The organism is Williamwhitmania sp., from assembly GCA_035529935.1.
Classification (GTDB): domain Bacteria; phylum Bacteroidota; class Bacteroidia; order Bacteroidales; family Williamwhitmaniaceae; genus Williamwhitmania.
Map to the genome: position 1 here is coordinate 1 of DATKVT010000065.1, position 12,613 is coordinate 12,613.

Sequence of the window (12,613 nt, forward strand, 5' to 3'; positions counted from 1 at the left end):
AGAGAGGGTATGAGGCGATGCTTGGATACTACGAGAAAATTGCGCCACATCTTAATGAACCGCTGTATACGAGACCCGTACGTACAGTGGTGTGAGAGGCTCTCCCCGTCAGCTTAGCTGGCGGGGCGGTCTACTCGATTATGCAACGTTAATTTTATTAATCTGTTTTAAATACCAAGTCCTTGTTTGTCCATCCTCAGCAACATCAGAATAAACTTCGGCAGCAACTATATCTCCTTTATTAACTGACTTATCACTTATTAATTTTCGCCCAGTATCATCAATATCAACCCAAACAAATAGATTTGTTCCTAATTGTGCATTTGTTCCAAGTTCTGTCAACTCTATTTCTTCTGAATCTAAATCAGTTACTTTAAAGAAATTGTATTTAGTAACTCTTTTTACTCCAGGAGCTTGTACAGTAGAAAATTGCAATAAATGTGAAAACATATTTTTCTGTTTCCACACAATCTCTTCAAAATTTCTCGTGTTTTCTTGTTTGTATAATTCATCCAATAAGTCAGTAAAATCGTTAGGGTCGAGATTAGTTGCAATATTGGTTTTAAGAACAGTTTTTAAGTTATTTAATGACTTTATTGAATCCGCTTTAATTTCAGAAACTGCCTTTTGTTTAAAATCCTGATTATAATGCAAACAGTCATTTCGTATTCCTCTAATCTCGTCCAATAAATCATAAGTTGCTTGATTTATTATCCCCTCGCTTAATTGCATTTTCAGTCGATTAAACTGACTAACATCATATTGCTGTCCTCGTCGACTCCCACTTGCATGCGTATCTGTGATGTGTAAGGGTTTATTATGCTTGATAGATAAGTATTTTGAAAAATCTTCCGATGATACTCCAACAAGAGCAATACAACTTGTATAAAATCCAAGTTCATATAGACTTTCTGCTTCTTTAATCAGTTTGATGAAATCACCTATTTCTTTCAAATAATGGATTTCCTCTATTTCCCATTTTCTCTCAACAAAGGAATTTAAATTTGAATCAAACCAATCCTTTAATACTTTTTTATAAGCTTCTTTATCTCTGTTTTCATGTTGAACTCTCTCAGAGCTATCAACAGTTTGATAATTGAATTTGTGAAAGTTTATATACATAATCTATGGTTTTATATCCTTGGTGCGGACGTTTTTTTTAATGTTGCATAACGTTTGCTGCTAAAAAACGGCGGGGAGTTCGAAGCAGCAATCTTGTCCCTCGTTAAAGTTAAAACTTTTATTGTAATTAAAAACTTATCTGCGCATCAGCCCCGATGGGTTTTAGCAGCTGTTAGTGGCTGCCCTTTTATCTGAATTCATTTTGCTCTTTCATTCTGGTTGCTTTAAGGGAAATATATAGGTTTTACATCTTTTCTTGAGAAGTTCTCATCAATACTCAATACCAATAAAACACCCAAACGATATTTTAAATTGTTTCCAAATGAATTATTTGTATTAGTATACGCAGCTAATTTCTTCTTGTCGAATTCAGTATTTATTAGCGCTTTTTTTGCCTCAATAATTAATAAATTATGACTGTTTGTTCCTCGTTTATGAACTATAATATCTGGGAAGAAATTTCTATGAAAAATACTGATATACATATTTAAATCTTTGTCTTCCATCCAACCGTCATTTGGAATTTTTGTAATTGATTTCTTTCGATATCTCAATTCCTCTGTAACTAATTCATGTATTTGCTTCTTAAAATTCCCATCTTCATTTTCATTATCTCTGTCGTATTCGCAATCTACATCATAATCAGGAAACAGTTCTTGTATGTATTCTGCAAGTTTATGAGTAATACTTCTTTCATGAACTCCATTTTTCAATAAATACCAATCTCTAACATAAAGCTTATCAAGAGCTTTATTTAGCCTGTCTTTAATTTCTTTGTTGGATATTATTCCCATTTTATTATCTATTCTTGAAACCTAATACAGTTTCGTGATTTCTAGGGTTGCCACTAACTCGTTTATAACCCCACCTTTGGTGGGGTTATCCCTACCAATTTGGGTGGATAACCACACCTTTTGGTGTGGTTTATTTTTTATCGAATGTATAACATATTTCACAGATAGTCAACATAAGTCTCATTTTTTCAAGATACTTATCCAGTTAATGTTTGTCTGCCGCAGCAGTTTTACTGCTCCAGTGCCCGCCCAATTCTTGAAAATGGTGCAGCTCTACCTCCTAAACCCCACCACGGTAATATCGTCCACCTGGGCATAGCTGCCCATCCAGCGGCTTAGGGCATCGTTTAGCAGGGCGTGCTGCTGCTCAATGGGTTTGGTGGCAATGGAGGCCAGCAGCTGCTTCAGATTTTTCGACATATACTTTCGGCCGTTGTCCCCGCCGGTTTGGTCGGCAAAGCCATCGGAGTAGAGGTAAATGGTGTCGCTCGGTGCAAGGGCCACGGTGTGGTTGGTGAAGCTGGCCTCCTCGCGTGGGTGTATGCCAATGGGCATCCGGTCGGCCTTCACCTCGAGTATCTCGCCATTGCGGATAACTACCAGCGAGTTGTAAGCCCCGGCGTAGTGGAGCTCCTCGGTTCCCTCTTTTATTGTAATCAGGGCTATGTCCATACCGTCGCGGGCGGTAACCTCGCGCTCGTTCTGCCGGAGCGCCAGCTTTACGCGGGTGCGCAGCTCGTTGAGCACCTCGGCGGGTGAGCAGTGGCACGCTTGTCCCACAATTTCGTTGAGCAGCGTAATACCCAGCAGGCTCATAAAGGCGCCGGGTACGCCATGGCCGGTGCAGTCGGCCACGGCAAGGTAGGTGGTTTGGTCCACCGTTTTGCACCAGTAAAAGTCGCCGCTCACAATATCCTTGGGGTGGAAAAACACAAAGTGGGAGGGAATCTGCTCCTTCAGCAGCTGCGCCGATGGGAGAAGGGCGAGCTGTATCTGGCGGGCGTAGTTTATGCTATCCACAATGTCCTTGTTCTGCTTGGCAATCTGGTCGCGCTGGAAGGTAACGGTGTCGCGCTGCGCTTCAATCTCCTCCTTTTGGGCGTTCACCTCCTCGTGCAGCTCCTTGAGCTTGGCGTAGCTCTCGGCCAGCTCCCGGTTCTTCTCCTCAATCTGGTGCTCGTAGCTTTGCCCAATGCGCCGCGCAATAAAGGAGGCGGCAAAGGCGAGTATGAGGCCAAGGATAAGCGAACCCCATATGTAGTTGCGCCGAATCATGGCCAGCTCGTTTCGCATCAGGTTAATGTTCTGGTGGGCGGCAATGCGCCACGGTGTTCCCTTAACCCGCTCCAGGTAGGCAATGTCGGTGCGCATCTTCCCCTGGGTGAATATTCCGGCAATGGGGCCCGGCGTTTTCATCTCCACGGCGGCAGCCACGTTTTTTCGGTTATCAATGTCGAAGGTGAAGTCGGACGGAATCATGAGCCCCACCATTTTGGCGTCGGGGTGGCACACCAGCTTCTCCTTTTGCGTATCGAACATGCAGAGAAAGCCGCGGTCGAACTCCGTTCCCTGAATGGTTTGCTGGAATCGCTTCTGCACGGTGTCCATGGGCATGCCGTTGGCCAGCTCGCTCTCCAGGAGCCGCGCCGTGCTTTGCGCCTGCCGCTTGTTTACGTCGAGCTGCAGGTTCACATACTTGTTCTCAATGTAGCGAAGGGAAATATTTATTCCGGTAAATCCGACAATAAACACCACGAATCCTACACCCAGAAAGGTGTAGAGGTAGAGTAGGGTTTTGCGTTTCATAGGCCAGTATTTAGTACACCCAATATCCATCAAATATGGGAGAAACGCAACAGCGGCTGCTTTGTTAAGCTGCTTATGCTCTACACAATGCCAATTGCGGTGTTGGTATTGTTTTTTAAACGCCTATTTTTGGCTCTGATTACCTGCTTTTGATGCTGGTTCTTTGGAGGTGGTCTCTTTAGCAGTTGCACAATCCGTTGTGTTTAATGTTTATATTGCATTATTCAACAATTTACTTTTCTGCAAGTGGTGGAAAGGTAGTTAAAGTAAGATATAGGGAAAAGCGGTATGGGAATGAGGAGGCTTATGGGCATAGTGGTAGCATTACTGATTATGTTTTCGGTTGATGCGCGTGCGTCATCGAATACGGCGGTTTTATCGAATTATCGCTGCATTCTATACAGCAGCTATGTAAGCGGCAAGGTAACCGATTGGGGCGAGCTGCTGCCAGCAATGGAAAAATCGTTTCAGGCAAACGGAAGCGACCATTTGCTGCTGGAAATAGCGCGTACCCATTACGGGTTGGTGGCCTTTCTTATTAATAACGATAGGGAGAATGAGTCGGAGGTTTACCTGAAGCAAGGATTGGCGGAGGTGGAGCAGCTGCTTACCCGCAACCCGTCCAACGCTGAGGCGCTGGCGCTAAAGGCTTCGTTCACCGCATTTCGCATTGCCATAAGCCCTTACCTTGGACCTTTTCTGGGCCCTCGCAGCTTGGGGTATATCGACGAGGCCATGAAGCTCGATGGCAAGAATCCATACGTGCTCATCGATAAGGCCAATGCAAAGCAGTTTACCCCGGGAATATTTGGCGGTGACCTAGATGAGGCGGTAGGTTACTACAAGCAATCCATTGCCGCCTTCGAGCGGATGGACCCTTCGGAGTGTCGATGGGTTTACCTTAATGCGCTGGCAAACCTTGGCACCTGCTACGAAAAGTTGGGACAGTATGTCAACGCGGAGGCCACCTACCGTAAGGCACTTGCCGTAGCTCCCAACTTCGACTGGGTTAAGAATTTTCTGTTACCCAAGCTGCAAAAGAAGCTGGCAAATAGGTAGAGTCCAATTTGAAATGTGAAGCCGCACCATGTTAAATATCAGTTAAAAACATATTTATTGGTGTAGTTTAAAGTGAACATTACTACTTTTGAACCGTTTAAGAGGCATATCAACTTGTTATGGTGATTAAAAGAGTTTTGCTCAGTGTAATGGTTTCGCTGCTGCTGCTGGTTTCGGCAAGCGGGGTTACCGTTGTGCAGCATTACTGCCACGGCAGGCTTATGGCTGAGTCCTTATATAAAACTCCTCCTCAATGCTGCGGCGATAGCTGTCCTTACTGCAGCGATAAGGTGGTTTCCTTGCGGCTATCCGATTCTTTCCAACTTTCGGCCAACTATGTTGATTTTGGCAACAGCTGGTTGGTGGCTATTCCTCAATACTTTATTAGCGACGAAGGTCAGCCACTATTTGCATTCAACAGCTTAACTATTTCATCCAAGGAGAGCCCCCCGCTGATTGTTTCTCAACCAGCACTTTCTAAAATTCAGGTTTATCGCATTTGATTTCTTGTTGTAATTCAGGTGTTGTGGCTTAACGTGCCCTGCTGCCATTTATTGGCGTTGCATGTGCGTTAAGGTTGCTACCCGCTTTTAACTTCCAACTTTCTGCCTGTAGGGCAGAGCGGTTGCGTCGTTCGTGAAGCTTGGTTTTTACCTTGAAACAACATGAAATGAGATATATTATTGATTTCTTTTTGAAGAACAGGTTGGTGACCTTTCTGTTGCTGGCGTTGTTTATGGCGTGGGGTGTTTCGGTGGCTCCCTTTAACTGGAACTTTTCGCTCCTGCCACGCAATCCGGTGCCGGTGGATGCCATTCCCGATATTGGTGAGAACCAACAGATAGTGGCTACCGAGTGGATGGGGCGTTCGCCACGGGATATACAGGAGCAGATAACCTATCCGCTCACCACCTCACTACTTGGCATTCCGGGGGTTAAAACCATCCGCAGCACCTCCATGTTTGGCATGTCGTTTATCTACATCATTTTCAACGACGATGTCGAGTTTTACTGGAGCCGTTCCCGCATTCTGGAGAAGCTGAGCTCGCTTCCGGCAGGAACATTGCCCGATGGGGTTAAACCCAGCCTAGGGCCCGATGCCACAGCGCTAGGGCAGGTCTACTGGTACACGCTGGAAGGGCGAAACCCCAAGACGGGAAAACCAACGGGCGGCTGGAATCCGGAAGAGCTTAGAACCATTCAGGACTATACCGTAAAGTATGGCTTAGCCACCGCCGAAGGGGTTTCGGAGGTAGCTTCGGTTGGAGGCTTTGTAAAGGAGTATCAGGTCGACATCAATCCTAATGCGCTCAAGGCTTACCAGATTTCGGTAATGGATGTGATGAAGGCGGTGCAGAACTGCAACCTCGACGTTGGTGCCGAAACGGTGGAGCTCAACAGGGTGGAGTATGTGGTACGGGGCCTTGGGTATATTAAGTCGCTTTCCGACCTAGAGGAGGCGGTGGTGGCGCTGCACAACGGTGTTCCCGTTCGCATAAAGGATGTGGCCCACGTGACGTTTGGACCTGCTACCCGCCGTGGTGGCTTGGACAAGGGGGGCGTAGAGGCAGTGGGTGGTGTTGTTGTTGCTCGCTATGGTTCCAATCCGCTGGAGGTTATCTCCAACGTTAAAAAGAAAATTGCGGAGATGGAGCCGGGATTGCCATCAAAGAAGCTGGCCGATGGTACCATCTCCAAGGTTACCGTGGTTCCCTTTTACGACAGAACTGGCCTAATCAAGGAGACCATTGGCACGCTGGAATCGGCCCTCTCACACGAAATTCTCATAAGCATCATAGTTATTATTGTGCTTGTGCTCAATTTGCGGGCATCCCTCATTATTTCAGGTTTGCTCCCCATTGCGGTGCTGATCACTTTTATTGCCATGCGCTACTTTGGGGTGGATGCCAACATTGTGGCCCTGTCGGGTATTGCCATTGCCATTGGCGTAATGGTGGATGTGGGCATTGTCTTCGTCGAGAATATTCTGCGGCATCTGGAGATGCCCGAAAATGTAAATGCCAAGGGAGACATGCTCCGGCTTATTATTGCCGGAGCCACAAGTGAAGTATCCTCGGCCATCACCACAGCCTTGGCTACCACGGTGGTGAGCTTCCTTCCCGTTTTTGCCATGCAGGCTGCGGAGGGGAAGATGTTCCGACCGTTGGCTTTCACAAAAACTTTTGCCCTGCTTGCCTCCTTTATGCTCGGAGTGGTGGTGCTACCTGCGCTAGCGCAGCTGGTCTTCTCAATCCGATTGGATACCAAAAAAGTTAAGATTGTTTGGAATGGCTTTTTACTCCTGCTGGGAGCATTCTTTACAATTTACTGGGGTAGCTGGGTTGCCCTGGCACTGGTTGCCTTTGGCGTGAATAACCTATTGGAAAACCGTTGGCCCATACGTTACAAAAAAGTTCCCGAGTGGCTAAACTACGGCATTGTTCTCGCCATTGCCATATACTACCTAACCATTGAATGGTTGCCGCTGGGTGCAAACATCAGCGCGTTTGGAAACTTCCTGTTTGTGTCGTTGCTGGTGGGCTCAATATTAACCATCCTTATGCTGATGGTTCACTACTACGAGCCCGTGCTTCGCTGGTGCCTTGCCAACAAAAAGAAGTTTTTGATGATCCCAGTATCTACCGTCATTTTTGGACTACTGATATGGCTCGGTTTTAATAGAATATTTGGCTTTGTTGCCAATGGGACAGAGCATGTTGGGGTAAATTTGCGAACCACCTGGCTGTGGACCAAAACAGACAAACTTTTTCCGGGCATAGGCAAGGAGTTTATGCCATCATTGGATGAAGGTTCGTTCCTGCTGATGCCATCGAGCATGCCGCACGCCGGGGTTGAGCAAAACTTACATTACATAGAGAAGTTGGATAAGCGTCTGTCCACAATCCCCGAAGTGGATATGGCTGTTGGAAAGTGGGGCCGAGTAAACTCTGCGCTCGATCCGGCCAACATTCAGATGTTCGAGAATGTGATAAACTACAAGCCCGAATATGTCCTCGATGAGGATGGCCATCGGATGCGCTTTAAGGTGGATGATAACGGAAGCTTTGTGCTGCGCGACGGCTCAACCTACAACCCTGCCCAAGGCTTTAAAAAGGTTGATGCCAGCAAGCTGATTCCCGACCCTCATGGGGAGTATTTCAGGCAGTGGCGATCTACCATTAAGTCACCCGACGATATATGGAAGGAGATAGTGAAGGTATCGCAGCTGCCCGGGTTAACCTCGGCACCAAAGCTTCAGCCCATACAAACGCGTCTGGTTATGCTCTCTACGGGAATGAGGGCACCCATGGGCATTAAGGTTTTTGGACCCGATGTAGAGACCATTGAGAAGGTGGGCATTGAGTTGGGCGATTTGCTGAAGCAGGTTCCTTCGGTAGAACCATCGTCGGTGTTTGCCGAGCGGGGTGTAGGGGCTCCCTACCTGATAATTAAGTTGAACAGGGCAGCTTTGGCGCGCTATGGTCTTACGGTGAAGGAGGTTCAGAATGTGATTAGCGTTGCCGTTGGCGGAATGGAGCTAACCAGAACTGTGGAGGGACGGGAGCGCTTTGCAGTGCGTGTGCGCTATGCACGTGAGCAGAGAAGCACTCCCAATGAGCTGCAAAATATTTTGGTTCCAACCATGCTTGGCCCGCAGGTTCCGCTGGGTGAGCTGGCCGATATTGAATACCAGCGCGGAGCCCAGATGATTCGGAGCGAGAACACGTTTCTTACAAGCTATGTAACCTTCGATAAAAAACCGGGCGGTGCCGAAGTAGATGTGGTGGAGGACGCTCAGCGATTTCTTAAGCAGAAAATTGCCGACGGAACGCTAGTTCTTCCAGCAGGGGTTTCCTATAAGTTTGCCGGGAACTATGAGCAGGAGCAGCGTGCCTCCAAGCGGCTGGAGCTGGTAATACCAATTAGCTTGCTGCTTGTATTCCTACTCCTCTTCTTTCAGTTCAAAACGATTACGGCTTCGGCCATTCACTTCTCTGGCGTATTTGTTGCTTTTGCTGGAGGGTTTATTATGCTGTGGCTCTACGGGCAGGGGTGGTTTATGAACTTCTCCATCGCGGGCAGTAACATGCGCGATCTGTTCCAGATGCACCCCATCAACCTAAGCGTTGCGGTATGGGTTGGTTTTATTGCCCTCTTTGGCATTGCCACCGACGATGGGGTAATCATGGGAACCTACATTCATCAGGTTTTTGAGAAACGCAATCCGGCTACTGTCCACGATGTTCGTGAGGCAGTGGTGGAGGCTGGGAAGAAGAGGGTTCGTCCAGCCATGATGACAACGGCGGTTGCGGTTATTGCCCTTCTTCCGGTGCTAACCTCTACGGGTAAAGGGGCCGATATCATGGTTCCAATGGCCATACCAACTTTTGGGGGCATGGTTATTCAGCTTATGACAATGTATGTGGTGCCGGTACTGCAAAGTCTGTGGCGCGAAGGTGCCGTAAAGCGCTCTCTTCGGCAGAATGCAGTGGAGATAGGGAAGCAATCATAAATTATTGAAGTATGAAGACTTTACAGCTTTTCAAACATATGGGCAATAGGGCAGGTGTCCTGTTTCTCCTGCTATTTGGCACTATTTCAGTAGGTGCCAACGCTCAAGTTTCAGACTCCTTGAGTGCTTACCTACAGCTTGCCGCCCAAAATAACCCGATGTTGAAATCTCGGTTTATGCAGTATTCCGCTGCGCTGGAAAGGGTGCCGCAGGTGGGGGCGCTTCCCGACCCGCAGCTAACCTTTAGCGCATACGTAAAGCCCATGGAACTAATGGGCGGAAACCAGGTTGCCACCATTCAACTCATGCAGATGTTTCCTTGGTTTGGGACGTTGGCTGCGGCGCGCGATGAGATGTCGATGATGGCAAAAGCCAAGCTGCAGCAGGTTGAGTTGGAAAAGCAGCAGCTGTTCTTTGGGGTAAAGCAGCAGTGGTTTGCCCTCTACCTCAACAAGGAGAATATACGGGTTACCGAACAGAGTATTGCACTTTTAAAGGTGCTTGAAAATATTGTGCTTGCTCAGTATTCAACGGGTGGCGGAGCTCCAGCTAGCTCCACTTCATCTATGGAAAAAGGCACCGCCTCTTCAAGTGTGGGTGGTACGATGAGTGGGGCAATGAATGGTGGTGCACCTAAGGGAAACTCTACAGTTATGGCCGCTTCCGCCGGGGGAGGCATGGGGTCGGGCACAAGCCTAGCCGACCTACTTAGCATTAGGATACAGCTGAAGGATTTGGAGAATAGGCTGCTGCTCTACACCGATAGGCAAAATACGCTCACGGTAAAGTTTAACTCCCTCCTCAATAGGGAATCGGATACCCCCGTAGCTCTGCCCGATACGGTGCTCGCCATGAGCACAAAGGTGAGCATGGATGCACTGCTCGATACCATTTTAGCCAATAACCCCATGGTTAGAATGTTTTCTGCCGAAGGGGAGAGCTACGGAGCCATGGCAAAAAAGGCATCACGAATGGGTTACCCCATGGTTGGGCTAGGCTTCAGCTACATGGTTATCAATCCTCGTAGCGGTAACGCATCACCCATGAATGGTAACGACATGGTGATGCCCATGGTATCGGTTACCCTTCCCATCTACCGAAAAAAGTATGGAGCCATGCGCCGCGAGGCCGAGTTGCTGCAGCAGTCTGCTACCGATGCCACCGATGATGCACGAAACAAGCTTACTGCAGAATTTGCCCAGGCAAAGGAGATGTTCAGTGACGCCAATCGCAGGGTGACGCTGAATGAGGAGCAGGCAACCCTCGCTGGGCAAACGCTCAACCTATTGCTGGCCGGGTATTCTGTATCTACCTCTACTCTTAACGATGTGCTTCGTATGGAGCAGCAGCTCCTCGATTACCGGTTTGCCACCGTTCAAGCCGTTGTCGATCAGCAGCTGGCCGTGGCAATGCTTGAAAAGCTTGCTGCACAGCCGTTTTATGAATCAAAGGATGCTAGTCGCTAGCGTTGGATAATGCAACAATTGAAACTACTGTTATGAAGACGATTCTTTCAAACAAGTATATTAGAGCAACCCTGCTGGTGGTTGCCGGAATTTTTGCGGGATGGCTGTTCTTTTCAGGCCCTTCGCATGAGCATAAAGCTGCTGCCGTATCGGCAGTAGATACCGTAAAGAAAACTATCTGGACTTGTGCCATGCACCCTCAGATTAGGGAGGAAAAACCGGGCAAGTGCCCAATTTGTGGTATGGAGCTTATTCCACTAGAGCAAAACTCCGTGGCTATTGATCCCAACGCAATTAGCCTTTCGGCCGATGCTGCTGCGCTTGCCAATGTGGAAACGTCGGTTGTTACCAAAGGAGTGGCCACAAAGCAGTTGAGCCTTTACGGTAGCGTTGCTCCCGATGAGCAGCTGCTCCAAACTTTGCCGTCGCACGTTTCGGGACGTATTGAGAAGCTTTACGTTAACATTACCGGAGTGGTAATTAAGAAGGGGCAGGCCATTGCAGAGGTATATTCGCCTGAGCTTGTAACGGCCCAGCAAGAGCTGCTGGAGGCAGCAAAAATGGCATCATCCTACCCGGCTGCACTTCAGGCTGCCAAGGAAAAGCTCCTTCGGTGGAAGCTTACGACAGGCCAGATTGACAACATACTAAAAACGGGTTCTGTAAAAACCAACATTACCATTTACGCCTCGGCAGGTGGGGTGGTTGTCTCACGGCGAGTTAGCGAGGGCGACTACGTAAACGTTGGAAGTCCACTGTTTGATATTGCCGATTTAAGCCGCGTGTGGGCACTCTTCGATGCCTATGAACCCGATATTCCATGGATTCAAAAAGGCGATGTTGTCACCTTTTCGTTGCAATCCCTACCGGGGAGACAGCTTTCGGGAAAGGTGGACTTTATCGATCCCGTGGTTGACCCAACAACCCGAGTGGCTCATGTTCGGGTGAATGTGGATAACCGTTCGGGTATGCTTAAGCCGGGTATGTTTCTCAACGGTGAAATTAGTGGACGACTTCCGGGTAATGCCAAGGAAGTAATGGTTCCCGCATCGGCGGTGCTTTGGACAGGCCAACGCTCGTTGGTGTATGTGAAGCTGCCAGGGACAGAGGAACCCTCGTTTGTAATGCGGGAGGTGGTGTTGGGGGCCGACCTTGGAGGCGCTTATGTTATTGAGAAGGGCCTTTCGGCTGGAGAAGAGGTGGTTACCAATGGTGTGTTTAGCGTTGATGCTGCGGCTCAGCTGGCTGGCAAGCCAAGTATGATGAATCCGAAGGGCGGCAAAACGAATACTATGCCCGGAATGGATATGTCAGGTGATGCCAAATCGGATAGCCACTCTGAAAATCAACCAGTAGGCAATACTAACGAAAAGCCTGCCAAAACCACAGCAAGCATGGATTTTACCATGCAACTCAATACCGTATTTGACCAATATATTGTGTTAAAAAATGCGTTTGTGCAAAGCGATGTAAAAATGGCAAAACAAGCGGCTCAAAACGTACAGCAAGCCCTTTCGAAAGGCGATATGAAGTTCCTGACTGGAGATGCTCATTCTCAATGGATGTATATTTTGGGCAACCTTAATAAACAATTGAAAATCATGGTGTCATCTGGTAAGATTGAAGACCAGCGCATTGCTTTTTCAAATTTTAGCGACCAGTTCTATAAAGCAATAAAAACCTTTGGCCTAATGGGAAAAACTGCTTATTACCAATTTTGTCCCATGGCTTTCGGAAGTAAAGGTGCCTTCTGGCTAAGCGAGAAGAAGAGTATTGAAAACCCCTACTTTGGTGATGCCATGCTCACCTGTGGCGAAACGAAGGAGGTTATTAAGTAGATGAACAGGAATAGT

Annotated in this window: 8 protein-coding genes; 5 read left to right on the forward strand and 3 right to left on the reverse strand. The window is 47.8% G+C overall.

Annotated features, from left to right (window positions below; translation table 11 throughout):
• Nucleotides 1–138 precede the first annotated feature (138 nt).
• From VMW01_04750 to VMW01_04760, 3 genes are all read right to left on the reverse strand, one after another.
• Complete coding sequence (locus VMW01_04750; protein ID HUW05550.1) at nucleotides 139–1,122, reverse strand: hypothetical protein; 984 nt, start codon at nucleotides 1,120–1,122, stop codon at nucleotides 139–141.
• Nucleotides 1,123–1,346: 224 nt separating this feature from the next.
• Entirely contained in the window at nucleotides 1,347–1,916 is a 570-nt protein-coding gene (locus VMW01_04755; GenBank protein ID HUW05551.1) for a hypothetical protein, read from the reverse strand.
• Between the two features lie 273 nt (nucleotides 1,917–2,189).
• Entirely contained in the window at nucleotides 2,190–3,722 is a 1,533-nt protein-coding gene (locus VMW01_04760) for a SpoIIE family protein phosphatase (GenBank protein ID HUW05552.1), read from the reverse strand.
• Nucleotides 3,723–4,016: 294 nt separating this feature from the next.
• Here VMW01_04760 and VMW01_04765 point away from each other — a divergent pair, with 294 nt between their 5' ends.
• From VMW01_04765 to VMW01_04785, 5 genes are all read left to right on the forward strand, one after another.
• Nucleotides 4,017–4,781, forward strand: a complete 765-nt coding sequence (locus VMW01_04765) for a tetratricopeptide repeat protein (protein HUW05553.1) — start codon at nucleotides 4,017–4,019, stop codon at nucleotides 4,779–4,781.
• Between the two features lie 119 nt (nucleotides 4,782–4,900).
• Entirely contained in the window at nucleotides 4,901–5,284 is a 384-nt protein-coding gene (locus tag VMW01_04770) for a hypothetical protein (GenBank protein HUW05554.1), read from the forward strand.
• A 167-nt stretch (nucleotides 5,285–5,451) separates the two neighbouring features.
• Nucleotides 5,452–9,294, forward strand: a complete 3,843-nt coding sequence (locus tag VMW01_04775; protein HUW05555.1) for an efflux RND transporter permease subunit — start codon at nucleotides 5,452–5,454, stop codon at nucleotides 9,292–9,294.
• Nucleotides 9,295–9,305: 11 nt separating this feature from the next.
• A complete protein-coding gene (locus tag VMW01_04780) occupies nucleotides 9,306–10,760 on the forward strand; it encodes a TolC family protein (GenBank protein HUW05556.1) in 1,455 nt (484 codons plus the stop codon).
• 32 nt (nucleotides 10,761–10,792) lie between these two features.
• Nucleotides 10,793–12,598, forward strand: a complete 1,806-nt coding sequence (locus tag VMW01_04785; protein HUW05557.1) for an efflux RND transporter periplasmic adaptor subunit — start codon at nucleotides 10,793–10,795, stop codon at nucleotides 12,596–12,598.
• The last annotated feature ends 15 nt before the right edge of the window (nucleotides 12,599–12,613 follow it).

What these genes read in the sequence shown, in the direction of transcription:
- VMW01_04765 (HUW05553.1), top strand. Translation starts at nt 4,017, where the DNA reads ATGAGGAGGCTTATGGGCATAGTGGTAGCATTACTGATTATGTTTTCG.
- VMW01_04760 (HUW05552.1), bottom strand. Translation starts at nt 3,722, where the DNA reads ATGAAACGCAAAACCCTACTCTACCTCTACACCTTTCTGGGTGTAGGA.
- VMW01_04770 (HUW05554.1), top strand. Translation starts at nt 4,901, where the DNA reads ATGGTGATTAAAAGAGTTTTGCTCAGTGTAATGGTTTCGCTGCTGCTG.
- VMW01_04755 (HUW05551.1), bottom strand. Translation starts at nt 1,916, where the DNA reads ATGGGAATAATATCCAACAAAGAAATTAAAGACAGGCTAAATAAAGCT.
- VMW01_04750 (HUW05550.1), bottom strand. Translation starts at nt 1,122, where the DNA reads ATGTATATAAACTTTCACAAATTCAATTATCAAACTGTTGATAGCTCT.
- VMW01_04780 (HUW05556.1), top strand. Translation starts at nt 9,306, where the DNA reads ATGAAGACTTTACAGCTTTTCAAACATATGGGCAATAGGGCAGGTGTC.
- VMW01_04785 (HUW05557.1), top strand. Translation starts at nt 10,793, where the DNA reads ATGAAGACGATTCTTTCAAACAAGTATATTAGAGCAACCCTGCTGGTG.
- VMW01_04775 (HUW05555.1), top strand. Translation starts at nt 5,452, where the DNA reads ATGAGATATATTATTGATTTCTTTTTGAAGAACAGGTTGGTGACCTTT.